Raw genomic sequence first — 16,054 nt, forward strand, 5'->3', positions numbered from 1 at the left:
CAGCGTATATTAATTCAAATTATTCATTTAAAACTTTAACCAATGAAAAGATTATTCATGATGATGTTATTCAGCACATTCTGTTGGACAGCATTTGCAATCAGCACACCTCAGCAGGACACCACAAGAAGAAAACAAGACACTACCAGACAAAGACAGGACACCACAAGTCAAAAACAAACAACGAAAAAAAACTCTTCAAACAAAAAAATGACGAAGAAAAAAGGATGGTCAAAGCGTGATACCCTGAACAGGAACGGCAATGGAAATGGAAATGGTGCCACCACAATGCCACCTCAAAACCACTAATTTATCAAAACAACACCAGCCAGCCTTTAGCTGCCTGGTGTTGTTAAATGAAACATTGGCCGTGACTTGAAATTTAATAGCAATAGAATGATTACTAAAATATCAGCAGATGAACAACGAATCAGAAAAACAACCAGATCATAAAAATGAGCATCAGGATCTTTCCAAAGAGCATCTGGGAAATGAGCCAGAAGAACAAACTGAAGGAGATCCTGATAGTCCTTATCGCTTAAAAGGCCTCGAAGACAAGCGGCCTGAGGACAGTAATATTAAAAAAGGGTGGGCTGTAGATTCTAATACCTCCAGAAGGCCACAAGAAACAGATGACCACTGAACTTTTATTGCTTCTGGTGTTTATGCAAAGCAGAATCAATTTCAGAAGATATAGTAAATTGCCTGAATTCCCCATTCTTCCAGGCATCAGCACCAGAAACAATCTCTTTTACAGCAATATCATTCCTTTTATTTCTGATTTCTGTTGTATTGATTTTAAACCTGGTATCTCTTTCTTTGATCAGATGATCATGGATCTGACCATCCTGGGTAAACCCCATCATAATCATTGGAGCACCTACAGGCAAACTATTCTCCTGATCAGTATGCCAGGTATGAATTGTTTTTCCGTAAGTAGAAACCAGTTTTTCCATCAGTTCATGTTCAATCCTGTCAGGAATTCCTGGTGCGGTTAACAGCCCCGATTTCACTTCATATCTGTGGCTGTGCCATAATTTTTTCTCCTGTTCAGGTAATCCTTTAAACAATTTCTCTGTTACAATATATTCAACCCCCATAAGCTTTGCATCTTTTTGGTTTCCATCATAAATGACAGCCTGGTAAAGGTCTTCACTTAATTGCGTTACATAATGATGTGCCTCCATTTGTGCATCAGGGTTACCATTATAAAAATGAAATCCATCCATATAGGTAGCTATTGCATTGATTGGTGCTTTATGCTGAAGTAATTCTGCACCTGTATTCAGCAATTTATCTTTATCCGATTTCTCTGCTCCTGCTTCTCCTATATTAGAAGGAGAATTCTGATTGTTACATGCTGCTGTAACCAACAATCCAAAAATTAAAATTAGCTGTTTCATAAATTAAGTAGACTTAAAATGAAAAAATTATTTTTCACGTCTGAGTGAAAGCATTACAAATACGGCTACTGAGGCTGTTATACCAACTTTAGTGATCAAACTTTTTGTATTATACTTCCATGCAGCCTTCCATCCTTTTTCTGCAAAAATGTTCGGGAAGTAACCTTTTCCAAGATCATCAATGATCCCTTCATAAACCTGAATACGATCGGCAATCAAAAGTGGCAGCCAATGCCGGTAACGATCTTCACTATGCCTGAAAGCGTAACGTCTTATCCTGCCGCTCAAACCTGATGGTGGTATTGTAGTTCCAAAAACAACCGATAAAGCCGGCCGCTCATTAGATTGCAGGATTTCTACTGTTTCTGTCTGTTGTAAAGACCTTTCATAATTTATTCTGTGGTGATCATCACCAGTATAATTTTTCATCGGATAAGTTGGCTCATTATCAGGATCTGCATCCATGCCCCAGCCAGGTATACTTTTGTAATCTATTCTATTATTTTTCATTCTCTGAATATTTAATTTAGGGTACAAGCAGGACTTTGATACAGTTATCCAGTTTAGAAGAAAACAGCTGATAAGCATCAGCTATTTCAGCTAAAGGAACACGATGAGTAATCAGCTCTTTAGGATTTAATCTTCCGGATTGAACATGATCAATAAGTTTAGGTAAAAGGCGTTTTACAGCAGCCTGATTTGCACGTATGGTAATCCCTTTATTTAATACATTTCCTATAGGGATGAGATTAAAAGGAGGACCATAAACACCAACTATAGAAACAATTCCACCTTTTTTAACAGAATTGATAGCCCATTGAAGTGCAGTACCTGCACCTGCCTGCATCATCATAATCCGGCCAGTGAATGTTTGCAGCGTATTGCCTTCTGCCTCGCATCCTACACAATCTATACAAACGTCGGCGCCATACCAGTCGGTTGTCTTTTTTAAAAACACAACAGGATCTTCCATGGACTTGAAGTTATATACTTCGCAATGGGCATAGTTTTGAGCAAATTCTAAACGATAATCAATATGATCAATAACAATCACCCTCGAAGGGCCAAAAAACCAGGCACAACGCGCTGCCATGATACCAACCGGCCCCGCACCAAAAACTACGACAGTATCGCCTGGTTTAATTCCTCCCATTTCTGCTGCCTGATAACCTGTTGGTACTACATCGGTCAGCATTACAGCATCATCCAGATCCATACCGGGTGGAATGACTGTCGGACCAACATCTGCATAGGGAACCCGTACATATTCTGCCTGTCCTCCATCAAAACCACCAGCCGTATGACTATATCCAAAAATACCTCCAACAGCTGTTGCCATTGGATTAGATTCATGACAATTACCATAAAGTCCCTGTTTACAAAAATTACATCTTCCACAGGCAATATTAAAAGGAACCAGAACCTGATCACCTACTTTCAACCGCTGTACAAGCGGTCCGACTTCTTCTACAACACCAGTAAATTCATGTCCAAATGTTGTTCCGACACGTGTATCAGGCACCATACCATGATAAAGATGAAGATCTGATCCGCAGATACAGCTACGGGTAACTCTCACAATTGCATCCTCTGGATGTAATATTTCAGGCATAGGTTTTTGCCCGGCACGGACCCTGTAGGGTCCTCGATAATTCATTGCTAGCATAATATGAATCTTAATTGTTTGAATTCAAAATTCCTTTAAACAATTTGTCAACAATGCCTATATAATGAAGTTTCAGTTTTTTTGAAAAGGAGTACTTATCGCATAAAAAAGATTTATACTTATTATTCAGTAAGAATGTTATAACTGATCGGCTACAAATTCAGCTGTCGCACCGAGTTCCTTCAGATGGTTAATAAGCCCCTTGAGATAGAGCAGATGGCCCTGGTCGACTTCAATATCCTTTTGTTTACTTAATGCTAAAGCCTGTTGTGGAGTTAATTTGAAATGCTCTTTCAAATAATGTACAATTTTCATCTTCTGCTGACCGATATCTCTAATCAACACTTTTCCCCTTATCCACTCTGAAGGTTCTGTATCTGTCTCTTCAACACTATCTTCCTCTTCTTCTTCAATTGATGTATACATTTCCTTCCACAACTCAATAGTCAAATCAAAATTCTTCTTCAGCAACTGAAGTAATTTCGTTTTATCCTGATCAACTTTTTCTATGCTCAGCAATTTTGCTGTAAAATCATTTAAATCATCAGCTATTTTGACCGGTATCCAGCTTCCGGCTCCGTGCCATGAAAAATAGACAGGGAAACCCTGATCCTGTTCAGATAAATCCACGTAAAAAGGATCACTCATCTCATTAGAACAGATTACATACCAGCTTTCCTTAAAATCAGATGATTTTGTACCAGTTAAAGTTTCACCAGTATCTTCAATATATTTATATCCCTGTTGAAATTCCCCGAAAGTATTGACTTCAGGATAATTGTGCGGAAGATAAAGATTGTCTGGTTCTATTTTCTTCTCTATAAATTTTTTAATTTCCGGATGCAGTTCCATATCGCAAGCTAATATTTATTTCTATTAATTAGCTAAAACAATGAAGCGTTCTATTTTACAAGCCATAAGCTAAAGCCTTTTGTTTGATAAAAGCCAGACTACCTTCGGCCAGATTTTGCGCATTATGTTTGGAAGGATGCCACAGGCTGACACGTTCTGACATCCCCTCAATGGAAGAGGAAAAGTTTTCTAATACAAGTGCTCCATCATAGTTAATCTCTGCGAGGGCTTCAAAGAGATCATCCCAGCGCACATTTCCTTCTCCTGGCATGCCCCGATTACTTTCTGTGATATGCATATGTTTTAAATATGTGCCACTTTGGATCACAGGATCACGAAAATTATCTTCTTCAATATTCATGTGAAAGGTATCCAGATGAAGTGCCAATGCAGGCGAACCAACTTGTTCAATTAAATCCAGCACATCAGCAGCACAAGTACATATATAGCTTTCATACCGGTTAACAGGTTCCAGGCACATCGTTATGCCCAGACGATTGGCATAATCGGCAGATGAAGTTAATACCTGTACAAGAGTTTCATTTTCCTGAACGGTCTTTACTGAACCTGAAAAAACACCAATACCACTATGCAACACTCCGGCAAGAATTTCAGATTCCAGTTCGGCAGCTTTATCAAGTGCCGATTTAATAGCCTCATATGCCTGATCGGGGTAAAAAGGGATGTGGCAATCAGCAGGAAGATTAAAAGAACAGATGGCCTGAATATGGTGTTCTTGTAATTGTTTCCGCACAGTTGCGGTATCAATATTCATCGAAGGAGGTAATAAGATTTCTAATATATCAAACCCTGCCGCTGCGGTTTTTTGAATTGCATAAGCTCCTTCAGCGGCCTTCCACTCTGGCAAGATCCATGATAATAAAGACGCACCGAATTTTACCATATTAGCTTCTTTTGTTATAGGTTTAATCAGCAGCAAGCTAGCAAACAAAAATGACCAATTGAACTAATCAATTGGCCATCGTTTTTTGAAGTATCCGGAAGCAGATTCGAACTGCCACGCCTTTTCAGGCGCCACCCCCTCAAGGTGGTGCGTCTGCCAATTTCGCCACCCGGATATCTTGTGAGGTGCAAATATATATTTATTCGCTATAATCGAGCAACTATTTTAAAAATTATAAATTTATAACCAGTCCATCATACCCCAGCCTGATATTATCCGGCAATTCCTTTTCCACATCCGCATGTTTCCCCATATTATGGCCAATATGCGTTAAATAAGTCATCTCCGCACCAATTTCCTGTGCAAAGGTAATCGCTTCTCCTAAAGTAAAATGCGATATATGATCTTCAACCTGCAAAGCATTCACGACTAAAACCTTTGTTCCTTTTATTTTAGCAATCGTTTCCTGTGAAATAGTTTTCGCATCGGTGATATAGGTAAAATCATTAATTCTGAAACCCAGGATCGGTAACTTATAATGCATGATCTGCAGAGGAATCAATTCCGTTTTTCCGATATAAAAATTCTCCGTAGCAATCGTATGTATATTGATCTGCGGAATCCCCGGATAAACCTTTTCCGCAAAAATATAGGAGAACTCTCTTTTCAAAGCATCCTGAACTCTTTCTGTCGCATAAATATCAATGTTCTTCTGCAACAAATAATTGAAAGGGCGGATATCATCCAAACCCGCTACATGATCTTTATGCTCATGGGTATACACAATTGCATCCAGATCCTTAACACCAGCACGCAGCATCTGATACCTGAAATCAGGCCCGCTATCTATTACAATCGTCTTGTCACCCGTTTCTACCAATACAGATACCCTCAGCCGATTGTCCCTTGGGTCATCAGAGTGGCAAACTTCACAATTGCAGCAAATCACAGGAATTCCCTGGGAAGTGCCAGTACCTAAAAATGTAATTTTCAAAAGCAGCTGGTTTATAAGATCCTGTTTAAAATTAAAACAGAGTCTAATGTAGTTCAAAAATAACAAAAAAAGGGTTCAGACGCCTTGTCTGAACCCCATTTATCTTTAATCTGATTACCGCAAATCAACTACTTCAACACCAGGATATTTCCTCGCATCAAATGTAAATGTCGATTCCGGAACCTTCGCATTGCCCATAAATGATTTTATGGTATACGTATATTTATTACCGTTTTTGTCCAGAATTAAAACATTTGACAATTGCTTAGCCACCTTATCAATACTTAACCGGATCTTAAAATAAGAAGTCTTTGAATCTACAGGAGATAAATCTATCATCTGATAAACCTTTGGCCCTACTTTCTGGTCGCCAGTATAAAGATATTTAAACCCCTTTTCATACAAAGTAAACACCTTTGCAGGGTTTAATGCATCACTGCCATTATCTGCAACAGAAACCTGTACTTCTTTATCTTTTTTCAGATAAGTCCACTGGCTTTTACCATCACTGATCATATCCTGATCAGTCATGATCACTTTATATTTATTAGCAGCAGCTTTTGCAATCAGCGTCCCCTGCTGAGTTTCTTTCGCCTTATTTTGAGGACTTTCGAGTGTAAAACTAAAATCTGCCTTTACAATATCATAAGATTTATATTTCTTGCTTACCTCCCCCAAAATAGCCTTTGCTTTAACATCCTGCTGAGCATAACTACCGAAACTTATTCCTGATACAATCAGTAACGCACTTAATATCTTCTTCATCTGCTCTTCTGGTTATTTCTTCAGGCCGCTCAATAACTGTTCCAATTCATGCTCATCAAGCACTAATACCTCTCTTGCCTTACTTCCTTCAAAAGGGCCAACAATACCAAAAGCCTCCAGCTGATCGATAATCCGGCCTGCTCTGTTATAACCCAGTTTCATCTTCCTCTGTATCAGAGAAGTAGACCCCTGTTGATGCATAACAATCAGCCGGGCCGCATCCTCGAACATTGAATCACGATCATTCGGATCAAAATCAGACTTAGCAGATTCTGCCGCCTCATCCAGATATTCAGGCAACTGATAAGCCTCTGGATACCCACGCTGGTTACCAATAAACTCAGAAATACGATCAACTTCAGGTGTATCTACAAACGCACACTGTAGCCTGATCAGATCATTTCCGGTGGATAATAACATATCCCCGCGACCAATCAGCTGATCCGCACCACCACTATCCAGGATAGTTCTTGAGTCAATTTTAGACAATACCCTGAAAGCAAGCCTTGCCGGGAAATTCGCTTTAATTGTACCTGTAATAATATTTACCGAAGGACGCTGTGTAGCCAGTACAAGGTGAATACCTACCGCACGCGCCAACTGAGCCAGACGGGCAATCGGCGTTTCCACCTCTTTACCGGCGGTCATCATTAAATCAGCAAACTCATCTACAATCAGTACAATATAGGGTAAGAAACGGTGTGAATTATTTGGATTCAGCTTCCGTTTGATAAACTTCTCATTGTACTCCTTCAAGTTTCTCACCTGTGCATCTTTTAACAAATCATAACGCTGATCCATCTCAATACACAATGAATTTAAAGTATGGATTACCTTTTTAGTATCCGTAATAATCGCATCCGCCTCTCCCGGAAGTTTCGCCAGGAAATGCCTCTCGATCTTATTGAACAATGTCAGCTCCACTTTCTTTGGATCGACCAATACAAATTTAAGCTGTGAAGGATGTTTCTTATACAACAGAGAAACCAGGATTGCATTAATACCAACAGATTTACCCTGTCCGGTTGCTCCTGCAACCAGTAAATGGGGCATTTTAGACAGATCGGCGATATAAACCTCATTAGAAATTGTCTTCCCTAAAGCAATAGGCAGATCCATATCCGTTTTCTGGAACTTCTCCGTATTCAGAATACTTTTCATAGAGACCATTTCAGGATGCATATTCGGAACTTCAATACCTATTGTACCCTTACCTGGCATTGGCGCAATAATACGAATACCCAATGCCGCTAAACTCAAGGCGATATCATCCTCCAGGTTCTTGATTTTTGAAATCCTTACTCCCGGAGCAGGAATAATCTCATAAAGCGTTACCGTTGGGCCAATAGTCGCTTTGATCTTATCGATTTCAATATTATAATGGTTAAGCGTCTCAACTATCTTATTTTTGTTGGCCTCTAACTCATCCGCATTGACAGAAATCTTATTCGATCCATAGTTTTCCAACAGATCCAGGTGAGGAAGCTGATAACTTGCCAGATCCAGTGTAGGATCGTAATTACCAAACTGTTCTACCAGCTCATCCGATTTCTTTTCCTCTTCAGTTTTCTGAATCGTTAGCTCAGGTTCTGGTTTAACTTCTTCAAAGATCAATTCCTTAATAGGTTCTACTGCCGGAGAAAGAATGATCGGTGCGTTCATCATATTCACTACAGGTGCTCTTGGCACGATAACTTCCGGTTCAGCTTCCTGCTCCTGGAAACGACCTGGTGTTAATGTAATATTCTGCTGCTCCTTTTTGCGCTCAGAAGCCAGCCTGTCATTTAAGGTAAACTCTATCTGCTCAGGGCGTTCTATATTTTCTTTCGCTGCTAAAGGCGATAGACGTTCTATAGGAACAACTCTTTCTGCAGGCTCTTTAAAGCCTGAGAAAGCATTACCGGAAGCTTCAGGGATGAGCTCTTCCTCTTCTTCGGCACGTACCCTTTCCGGGAATTTGAAGTCGATGTTATAGGCAATGATTAAAATCGTCAGCCCTAAAAATGCAATCAGCCCGCCAACTCCGGTTACGCCAACCTGGGCAACCAGTAAACGGTTAGTCCAGTAACCAATTTCCCCTTCCAGATAATGCGGAGAATCAGCAATAAATGAATGTAAGAAACCAAAAGTAAACGATAGGAACAGCAGGAAAAACAAGCTGTAACCCAGCGTTTTTTCCAGTGCAAATATTTTGACCTTAAACAATAACCGGTAACCGATCACAAAAAATACGAAAACAAATAAAAAGGAAGCAATACCAAACCACTCATAGATAAACTGATGAGATAATAAGGCACCAAACTTACCCAGCCAGTTTTGTACCACAAAAGGAATATTATGCTGTTGTAGTTCTTCTACCGTTTTAAAAAGATTGCTCCAGCCACCATTTGCATCAATTACATAACTGTAATCTTCCTGCCAGGTAAACAGGTAGGAAGTGAAGGCCACAAGGAAATAAATAGATAGAATCAGAAAAAACAAGCCTGCAATTTTCAAAATCCTTTCATCCTGAAAATTCAGTGAAGGTATCCGTTCAAATCTTGCTCTTGGTTCTTTGGACGATGCTTTTGAACCTGGCTTCTCCCCGTATTCGTTTTTGAATGAATTAGATTTAAATTGGTTTCCCCTTAACGACATTTTTCGTAACTGTATTAATAAACAACAAATATAAAATATATAGTTGTATGACCTCTGTTATGCTGATTTATAACAGCAGAATAAATTTATAAATCCCAAATCCGCTGTCTGATCCTTTTGATATAATGGCGGACGTCTAAAATAAGCGCAGCCATGATATAAAAAACAATAGGAAAACCTACTGCCAGAAAAGAAGAATAGATAAAGAATAATCTGATTTTACTGATCGACATACCAAAACGATCCGCAATATAAGTGCAGACCCCAAAACTTTGCTTCTCGAAATAGGTAACGATGCTCTGAAACATGCTTTTAATTTAATAACAGGCAAGTGCAATAATCATACCCCAAACAGGAATCTTTATTTACACCAATGCCAATAGCAATTTAAACATTTTTTCTCAGATCAGGATTTCTTTTTTATTGCCCGGAAACTTACAATAATCCTGATTTTTCAAGGATAACCTGCATTTCCTGCTGCAATTTTAAAGCTTCCGCTCTTGCTTTCTCTGCAAAGTCTTCCCCTTTACCTGCATAAATAATCCCTCTTGATGAATTAACCAGTAAACCGCAGGTATCATTTAAGCCGAATTCGCAGACATCTGCCAGGCTTCCGCCTTGTGCACCAACACCAGGAACCAGTAAAAAATTTTCTGGTGCAAGCCTTCTGATATTTGCAAACTCAGCTCCTCTTGTAGCGCCAACAACATACATGAGCTGATCACTGCTTCCCCATTCAGAAGATACCCGGATCACTTCTTCATAAAGCTTTCCATCTCCGTTTTCAAACAACTGGAAATTACTATGGCTCTCGTTTGAAGTTAGTGCCAGTAAAATCACCCATTTATCTTCATACTTTAAAAAAGGTCCCACAGAGTCTTTACCCATATAAGGCGCAACCGTAATTGCATCGAAACTCATTCCCGATTTCTCTGCATTGAAAAAAGCATCCGCATACATTGCAGAAGTATTTCCAATATCCCCTCTTTTCGCATCTGCAATAGTAAAAATATCCTCAGGAATATGAGCCCATGTTTTTAGTAAACTCTCCCAGCCTTTCAAACCTCTTGATTCATAGAATGCTGTGTTCGGTTTATAGGCAACACACAGATCTTTAGTCGCCTCAATAATTTGTTTATTGAATTCAAATATCGGATCTTCAAAACTCAACAGGTGTTTTGGAAGATTTTCCAATACCGGATCGAGTCCAACACATAAAAACGATTTTTTAGCTTGAATTTGTTCAAATAGTTGCTTCTTGTTCATTTGGACTTAGATTATGCGCAAATATGCCAAATTTTCTACAGCAATTCAGAGCCTATTTAAGATGAGTTTTGCACATAATTAAGTAAAATCTTTATAACAATTTTCGTTTTTACTTGGAGATTAGAATACAATTACATACAATTGCAACATAATTCTCAAAAGTTTATCTGATCATTCCAGAAAATCTCACAAAAATTTGTTCTATTTTCAAATTCATAATTGCATTTTTTTTGCTTGATCTACTGATAAATAATTTCGTTTATAAAAATTTCTCTACACCCACATAATGTTTAACAAAACAGAATTAAATGAAAAACTTACTGCAGAATTGCGGGAGTTAGCAAAATCTCAGGGGATCTTGAATGCTGATGATTTGCGTAAAGCTGAATTGGTTGAAGTTATTCATCAAATCAATGAACAACAACCTGAAGCTGTACCTGCTATTGATGTTCCTGAAACAGCAATCAGTAAAGATACTGCCAAAGAAAATCCGGCAAAAACAGCTAAACCAAAAGCTCCGAAAATTAATACAGCAGAGAAACCGCTCAGAAAAAGGACACGTATTCCTAAAGACGAGGCAGAACAGGCGCCAGCGACTAATAACGGTAATAATTTCAACAGAGCATCTTTATTCGATACACCGCAGCAAGAAGAACAAGCTCAGCCTGAAGCTGCGCCAGTAGCAGCAGTGACTGATGGAAATGTTCAATCAGAAACTCCGGCTCCGGTTACTGCTCCGGCACCAAGAACTGAAGAAAGACAAGCTGTTCAGCCAGCTGTTACAGCACATACCGAAATTAAAAAGGCAAAACCTGTAAGAGAAGACAACAGACCAAAAAATAATAATAACAACAACGGTAACAATAGCAATCAGAAGCAAAACGAAAACAGTTATTCAAACCTGGATTTCGACAATACGATCACCAACGAAGGTGTATTGGAAATTATGCCTGATGGATATGGTTTCTTAAGATCGGCAGATTACAACTACCTTTCTTCACCGGATGATATTTACGTTTCACAATCTCAAATCAAACTTTTCGGTTTAAAAACCGGAGATACAGTTAAAGGAAGTATCCGTCCTCCAAAAGAAGGCGAAAAATATTTCCCACTGGTTAGAGTAGAAACTATCAACGGCCGTTTACCAGCTGATGTAAGAGACAGAGTTCCTTTTGACTACCTGACTCCATTATTCCCGACAGAAAGATTAAATCTTTTCACAGAAACCAATAACTACTCTACCCGTATCATTGACTTATTTACCCCGATAGGTAAAGGTCAGCGTGGTTTGATCGTTGCACAACCTAAAACTGGTAAAACAAACCTGTTGAAAGAAGTTGCCAATGCGATTGCTAAAAACCACCCTGAAGTTTATCTGATTATTTTACTGATCGATGAACGTCCTGAGGAGGTAACAGACATGGCAAGAAGCGTACGTGCAGAAGTTATTGCTTCTACATTTGATGAACCAGCTGAACGTCACGTTAAGATTGCCAATATCGTATTGGAAAAAGCAAAACGTTTAGTAGAATGCGGACATGATGTAGTGATCCTGCTGGATTCAATTACACGCCTTGCCCGTGCTTACAATACAACTGCTCCTGCATCTGGTAAAATCTTATCTGGTGGTGTGGATGCAAACGCTTTACATAAACCAAAACGTTTCTTTGGTGCTGCCCGTAACATTGAAAGAGGAGGCTCTTTAACTATTTTAGCAACTGCATTAACAGATACAGGTTCTAAAATGGACGAAGTAATTTTCGAAGAATTCAAAGGAACAGGTAACATGGAATTACAATTAGACCGTAAATTGTCTAACAAACGTATCTTCCCTGCTATTGATATCACAGCATCGAGTACGCGCAGAGATGACTTATTACATGACAGAGATACTTTACAGCGCGTATGGATCTTACGTAACCACCTTGCAGATATGAATGCACAGGAGGCTATGGAGTTTGTTCAGGCACAAATCAAGAACACAAAAACTAATGAAGAGTTCTTAATTTCTATGAACAGCTAGTCGGATATGAAGAAACACATTCCCAATGCATTAACCTGTGCCAATCTCTTTTCGGGATGTATAGGCGTGGTTTTTGCATTTAAAGGAGATTTAAATATTGCAGCATATGCCGTATTAATATCCGGTATATGCGACTTTTTTGACGGATTTGCAGCCAGGTTGCTGCATGTGAAATCCCCTATTGGCAAAGAGCTTGACTCTTTAGCAGATATGGTAAGTTTTGGATTTTTACCAGGAGTGGTGATGTTCCAGTTACTTACACAGAGTGATTTTTCCTCTCCATACCTGCCCTACCTGGGATTTATGATGACCATTTTCTCTGCACTGCGTCTGGCTAAGTTTAATATAGATACCAGGCAGACAGAAGATTTCATCGGTTTAAATACACCTATGAATACCTTGTTTATTGTGTCCCTGCCATTTATCCGGAAAGATTATCCGGCATTGATTGGTTCTTCTGTTTTACTAATTGCCATTACAGTGATCATGAGTTTTTTGCTCACCAGTGAAATCAGGATTTTTTCTTTGAAATTCAGCTCATTTAAATGGGAACCGAATAAAATAAAGTTCATATTTCTGATTCTTTCAGCAATATTGATTGCTTTTCTGCAATTCGCTGCGGTTCCGTTTGTACTGGTACTTTACATTGCTTTATCTTTATTACATTTCAGGCGTGTGCCGAAGCTGTAATCAATGACCTGATAAAAAAAAGCTGTCAGCGGATCTTATGATTCACTGACAGCTTTTTTGTTTTTTAAAGATTCCTTTTACAATCTTTTTGCCAACTCCGCTTTCGCTTCATCAAGCTGTCTGTACAAAATTTCTACAAATTCATTCAATTCTTTCAATACGCGCGGCATGTCCTCAAGATCTTTCAGATCCCGTGCATTATTTTCTATCAACTGGAGATGTCCGCGGGCATCTTCTCTGCCCACGTAAGATAGCGTAGGTTTTATTTTATGTGCATAGCCTGCCATCTTTTCCCAGTCCTGAGCTTCAAATGATTGTTCAAGATCTGCAACATATAAAGGTGTTTGTACCTTAAACATATCTATCATTTCAATCATAAACTCAGCACTGTCACCAGACATATCCCGGAGATAAGACAGATCAAGGGGGCTGTTATTTTTTTCTTCGTCAATCATTTGAAACAAAACTAATAAATTTATAATATTTTATACACGGTTAAATTATCTTTTAATAAAGATAATAATATTGATATACGCTGTTTAAACACAGGATGCTCAACTTCTCCTGCAATTTCTGCTAAGGGTTCCAATACAAATCTCCTGTCCTGCATCCTTGGGTGCGGAACCTGCAACCGCTCTCCATCATTAATGATTTCCTGTCCATATAAAATCACATCGATGTCAATCAGCCTGGCACCCCATTTCACTAATCTTATCCTGCCCAGTTCTTGTTCTATCTCCAATGCTAAGTCCAACACCAAATCAGCAGTTTTGTTTGTTTCCACACCAATTGCCACATTCAAAAAAGGGGGCTGATCTTCGTTACCCCATGCGGCAGTCTCGTATAAAGCTGATTTGGAGACTATTGACCCGATACGGCTTTCAATCTTTGAAATAGCTTCTTCAATTAACTCTTTTCTTTCTCCCAGGTTACTTCCCAGTAACAAATAAACCGTTTTATAATCCAATCCCATATCAAAGCTAATTCATTAAGAGCAAGCCTGAATTTAGTTGATAAATCTCAGTTAGTTTCTTAATATATTTACAAATTAAATATTAAACATCCACATGAAAGAATTTTTTAAATATGTTTTTGCTACCGTCGTAGGAATTATCATTTCCACTTTCCTTATTGCCATTTTCTTTATAGTTTTTGTGGTCGCACTGGTTTCTTCAATAGACAGCGACAAAACTGTGGATGTTGTCAGTAACTCGGTGCTCTACCTGAACCTTGACCAGACCATTAAAGAACGTACACCAAACAAAACACTGGACAACCTGCCTATTATAGGTTCAAACGTCGGAAAAAGCCTTGGCTTTAACGATCTGATGCGGGCCTTAAAAAGAGCAAAGACAGATGATAACATTAAATGTCTTTATCTGAATGTAAGTTCTCCAAGAGCAGGAAAAGCAACTTTAAAAGAAATAAGAGATGCCTTGATTGACTTTAAGAGCAGTAAAAAAAAGATCATCGCTTATAGCGAGGTTTATACACAAGACGCTTATTACCTGGCTTCAGTTGCTGATAAAGTTTATCTGAACCCACAAGGTGCTTTAGAATTCAAAGGCTTTAGCTCTCAGCTGACCTTTTTTAAAGGCGCTATGGAAAAACTGGGTGTAGAAGCACAGATTATCCGCGTTGGTAATTATAAAAGTGCAGTAGAGCCATTCACAAATGTTAAAATGAGCGATTACAACCGTCAGCAGGTTACCGCTTACCTTGGTGGTTTATATAGTACTTTCCTGGAAGGTATTTCTGTATCCAGAAATATTCCAAAAGATAGTTTGTATAAAATGGCTGATACTTATAAAATTCAGACTCCTGAGGATGCATTGGCTTATAAAATGATAGATGGCCTTAAGTACAAGGATGAAGTCATTGATGAACTGAAAGCATTGAGCGGAACAGGCAAAAATGAAACTATCGCTACTGTGACTATCAATGACTATGCAACCAATCAGAAAGAAGAAAACACTGAAAGCAAAGACAAAATAGCTGTCATTTATGCCAATGGCGATATTACAGGTGGTGAAGGCAGTGATGAATCAATCGGTTCAGAGCGCATTTCACGTGCCATCAGAAAAGCCAGACAGGATGATAAAATTAAAGCTATTGTACTTCGTGTAAATTCGGGTGGCGGAAGTGCACTGGCATCAGACGTGATCTGGAGAGAGATTGTACTGGCTAAAAAAGTAAAACCTGTAATGGCATCTTTCGGCGATGTTGCGGCTTCGGGCGGTTACTATATTGCTTGTGCAGCCGATTCTATTTTTGTACAGCCAAATACCATTACTGGTTCTATTGGTGTATTCGGTATTATTCCTAATTTCCAGAACCTGTTAACCAATAAAATAGGGATTACTTTTGACGGTGTAAAAACAGGTCAGTATGCTGATATCATGAGTACAAACCGTCCGTTAACTCCGGGAGAAAGATTAATCATTCAAACAGATGTTAACCATGTCTATGATACTTTCACCAGCCGCGTTGCAGAAGGACGTAAGCGCTCTAAAGCATATATCGACTCTATAGGAGGCGGACATGTCTGGGTAGGTACTGATGCAGTAAAAATCGGTCTGGCAGATAAAATCGGCAGTTTTAATGATGCAATTGTTGCCGCTGGTAAAAAAGCGAAACTAAGCAGTTATAAAATTGTAGAATATCCTGAGAAAACAGATCCTTTAAAATCGTTCTTATCAGATGCGGGAGATAATGTAAGAATGTATTATGCAAAACAGGAATTCGGAGAAAACTTCCTGTTATATCAGCAATTGAAAAAGGTAGTGGTTAACAGTGGTATCCAGGCAAGAATGCCATTCGAAATCAATATTCAGTAGCATCACTTTTATAAAAG

17 protein-coding genes and 1 tRNA gene are annotated in these 16,054 nt (G+C 38.9%); 5 read left to right on the forward strand and 13 right to left on the reverse strand.

All coding sequences use genetic code 11. The annotated features are described in order from the left end of the window. The first annotated feature begins 42 nt into the window (after positions 1-42). Both AB3G38_RS11135 and AB3G38_RS11140 read left to right on the forward strand, forming a co-directional pair. A complete protein-coding gene (locus tag AB3G38_RS11135) occupies positions 43-309 on the forward strand; it encodes a hypothetical protein (RefSeq protein ID WP_367868540.1) in 267 nt (88 codons plus the stop codon). Between the two features lie 109 nt (positions 310-418). Beyond that, complete coding sequence (locus AB3G38_RS11140) at positions 419-643, forward strand: hypothetical protein (protein ID WP_367868541.1); 225 nt, start codon at positions 419-421, stop codon at positions 641-643. A 4-nt stretch (positions 644-647) separates the two neighbouring features. Here AB3G38_RS11140 and AB3G38_RS11145 read toward each other — a convergent pair whose 3' ends face one another. The 11 genes from AB3G38_RS11145 to pyrF form a co-directional block, all read right to left on the reverse strand. Beyond that, complete coding sequence (locus AB3G38_RS11145) at positions 648-1,403, reverse strand: OBAP family protein (protein ID WP_367868542.1); 756 nt, start codon at positions 1,401-1,403, stop codon at positions 648-650. A gap of 27 nt (positions 1,404-1,430) precedes the next feature. After that, positions 1,431-1,913, reverse strand: coding sequence for a hypothetical protein (locus AB3G38_RS11150; protein ID WP_367868543.1), 483 nt, complete (start codon positions 1,911-1,913; stop codon positions 1,431-1,433). 16 nt (positions 1,914-1,929) lie between these two features. Next, the gene (locus AB3G38_RS11155) at positions 1,930-3,015 is read right to left on the reverse strand and encodes a zinc-dependent alcohol dehydrogenase (protein ID WP_367868544.1); all 1,086 of its coding nucleotides are present in this window, start codon (positions 3,013-3,015) and stop codon (positions 1,930-1,932) included. A 192-nt stretch (positions 3,016-3,207) separates the two neighbouring features. Continuing rightward, entirely contained in the window at positions 3,208-3,921 is a 714-nt protein-coding gene (locus AB3G38_RS11160; protein ID WP_367868545.1) for an SMI1/KNR4 family protein, read from the reverse strand. Positions 3,922-3,976: 55 nt separating this feature from the next. Beyond that, a complete protein-coding gene (locus AB3G38_RS11165; RefSeq protein ID WP_367868546.1) occupies positions 3,977-4,825 on the reverse strand; it encodes a sugar phosphate isomerase/epimerase family protein in 849 nt (282 codons plus the stop codon). Positions 4,826-4,916: 91 nt separating this feature from the next. Beyond that, positions 4,917-5,000: transfer RNA gene (locus AB3G38_RS11170), tRNA-Leu, on the reverse strand. A 57-nt stretch (positions 5,001-5,057) separates the two neighbouring features. Next, positions 5,058-5,819 (reverse strand): MBL fold metallo-hydrolase, encoded by a 762-nt coding sequence (locus AB3G38_RS11175; protein ID WP_367868547.1) that lies wholly within the window; start codon positions 5,817-5,819, stop codon positions 5,058-5,060. Between the two features lie 114 nt (positions 5,820-5,933). Beyond that, positions 5,934-6,584: an outer membrane lipoprotein carrier protein LolA gene (locus AB3G38_RS11180; protein WP_367868548.1), complete on the reverse strand. Its 651-nt coding sequence runs from the start codon at positions 6,582-6,584 to the stop codon at positions 5,934-5,936. A 12-nt stretch (positions 6,585-6,596) separates the two neighbouring features. Next, positions 6,597-9,221: a DNA translocase FtsK 4TM domain-containing protein gene (locus tag AB3G38_RS11185; RefSeq protein WP_367868549.1), complete on the reverse strand. Its 2,625-nt coding sequence runs from the start codon at positions 9,219-9,221 to the stop codon at positions 6,597-6,599. Between the two features lie 86 nt (positions 9,222-9,307). Further along, positions 9,308-9,529 carry a PspC domain-containing protein gene (locus AB3G38_RS11190; protein WP_367868550.1) on the reverse strand — a complete coding sequence of 74 codons (222 nt, stop codon included), beginning with the start codon at positions 9,527-9,529 and terminating at the stop codon, positions 9,308-9,310. Positions 9,530-9,656: 127 nt separating this feature from the next. After that, positions 9,657-10,487: an orotidine-5'-phosphate decarboxylase gene (gene pyrF, locus AB3G38_RS11195; RefSeq protein WP_367868551.1), complete on the reverse strand. Its 831-nt coding sequence runs from the start codon at positions 10,485-10,487 to the stop codon at positions 9,657-9,659. 286 nt (positions 10,488-10,773) lie between these two features. Here pyrF and rho point away from each other — a divergent pair, with 286 nt between their 5' ends. Next, the gene (gene rho / locus AB3G38_RS11200) at positions 10,774-12,510 is read left to right on the forward strand and encodes a transcription termination factor Rho (RefSeq protein ID WP_367868552.1); all 1,737 of its coding nucleotides are present in this window, start codon (positions 10,774-10,776) and stop codon (positions 12,508-12,510) included. Positions 12,511-12,516: 6 nt separating this feature from the next. After that, positions 12,517-13,200, forward strand: coding sequence for a CDP-diacylglycerol--serine O-phosphatidyltransferase (gene pssA, locus AB3G38_RS11205; RefSeq protein WP_367868553.1), 684 nt, complete (start codon positions 12,517-12,519; stop codon positions 13,198-13,200). A gap of 77 nt (positions 13,201-13,277) precedes the next feature. Here the strand turns inward: pssA and AB3G38_RS11210 are convergent, their stop codons facing one another. Then, positions 13,278-13,655 (reverse strand): Hpt domain-containing protein, encoded by a 378-nt coding sequence (locus tag AB3G38_RS11210; protein WP_367868554.1) that lies wholly within the window; start codon positions 13,653-13,655, stop codon positions 13,278-13,280. A 20-nt stretch (positions 13,656-13,675) separates the two neighbouring features. Beyond that, positions 13,676-14,173, reverse strand: coding sequence for a 2-amino-4-hydroxy-6-hydroxymethyldihydropteridine diphosphokinase (gene folK, locus AB3G38_RS11215; protein WP_367868555.1), 498 nt, complete (start codon positions 14,171-14,173; stop codon positions 13,676-13,678). Between the two features lie 94 nt (positions 14,174-14,267). Between folK and sppA the strand changes: the two genes are divergently transcribed. Continuing rightward, entirely contained in the window at positions 14,268-16,037 is a 1,770-nt protein-coding gene (gene sppA / locus AB3G38_RS11220) for a signal peptide peptidase SppA (RefSeq protein ID WP_367868556.1), read from the forward strand. Positions 16,038-16,054 lie beyond the last annotated feature (17 nt).

It is taken from the genome of Pedobacter sp. WC2423 (assembly GCF_040822065.1).
Lineage (GTDB): Bacteria > Bacteroidota > Bacteroidia > Sphingobacteriales > Sphingobacteriaceae > Pedobacter.

Excerpts from the sequence above, each read along its gene's own strand:
- AB3G38_RS11135 (WP_367868540.1), top strand. The coding sequence starts at position 43 with ATGAAAAGATTATTCATGATGATGTTATTCAGCACATTCTGTTGGACA.
- AB3G38_RS11140 (WP_367868541.1), top strand. The coding sequence starts at position 419 with ATGAACAACGAATCAGAAAAACAACCAGATCATAAAAATGAGCATCAG.
- AB3G38_RS11145 (WP_367868542.1), bottom strand. The coding sequence starts at position 1,403 with ATGAAACAGCTAATTTTAATTTTTGGATTGTTGGTTACAGCAGCATGT.
- AB3G38_RS11150 (WP_367868543.1), bottom strand. The coding sequence starts at position 1,913 with ATGAAAAATAATAGAATAGATTACAAAAGTATACCTGGCTGGGGCATG.
- AB3G38_RS11155 (WP_367868544.1), bottom strand. The coding sequence starts at position 3,015 with ATGCCTGAAATATTACATCCAGAGGATGCAATTGTGAGAGTTACCCGT.
- AB3G38_RS11160 (WP_367868545.1), bottom strand. The coding sequence starts at position 3,921 with ATGGAACTGCATCCGGAAATTAAAAAATTTATAGAGAAGAAAATAGAA.
- AB3G38_RS11165 (WP_367868546.1), bottom strand. The coding sequence starts at position 4,825 with ATGGTAAAATTCGGTGCGTCTTTATTATCATGGATCTTGCCAGAGTGG.
- AB3G38_RS11180 (WP_367868548.1), bottom strand. The coding sequence starts at position 6,584 with ATGAAGAAGATATTAAGTGCGTTACTGATTGTATCAGGAATAAGTTTC.
- AB3G38_RS11185 (WP_367868549.1), bottom strand. The coding sequence starts at position 9,221 with ATGTCGTTAAGGGGAAACCAATTTAAATCTAATTCATTCAAAAACGAA.
- AB3G38_RS11190 (WP_367868550.1), bottom strand. The coding sequence starts at position 9,529 with ATGTTTCAGAGCATCGTTACCTATTTCGAGAAGCAAAGTTTTGGGGTC.
- pyrF (WP_367868551.1), bottom strand. The coding sequence starts at position 10,487 with ATGAACAAGAAGCAACTATTTGAACAAATTCAAGCTAAAAAATCGTTT.
- rho (WP_367868552.1), top strand. The coding sequence starts at position 10,774 with ATGTTTAACAAAACAGAATTAAATGAAAAACTTACTGCAGAATTGCGG.
- pssA (WP_367868553.1), top strand. The coding sequence starts at position 12,517 with ATGAAGAAACACATTCCCAATGCATTAACCTGTGCCAATCTCTTTTCG.
- AB3G38_RS11210 (WP_367868554.1), bottom strand. The coding sequence starts at position 13,655 with ATGATTGACGAAGAAAAAAATAACAGCCCCCTTGATCTGTCTTATCTC.
- folK (WP_367868555.1), bottom strand. The coding sequence starts at position 14,173 with ATGGGATTGGATTATAAAACGGTTTATTTGTTACTGGGAAGTAACCTG.
- sppA (WP_367868556.1), top strand. The coding sequence starts at position 14,268 with ATGAAAGAATTTTTTAAATATGTTTTTGCTACCGTCGTAGGAATTATC.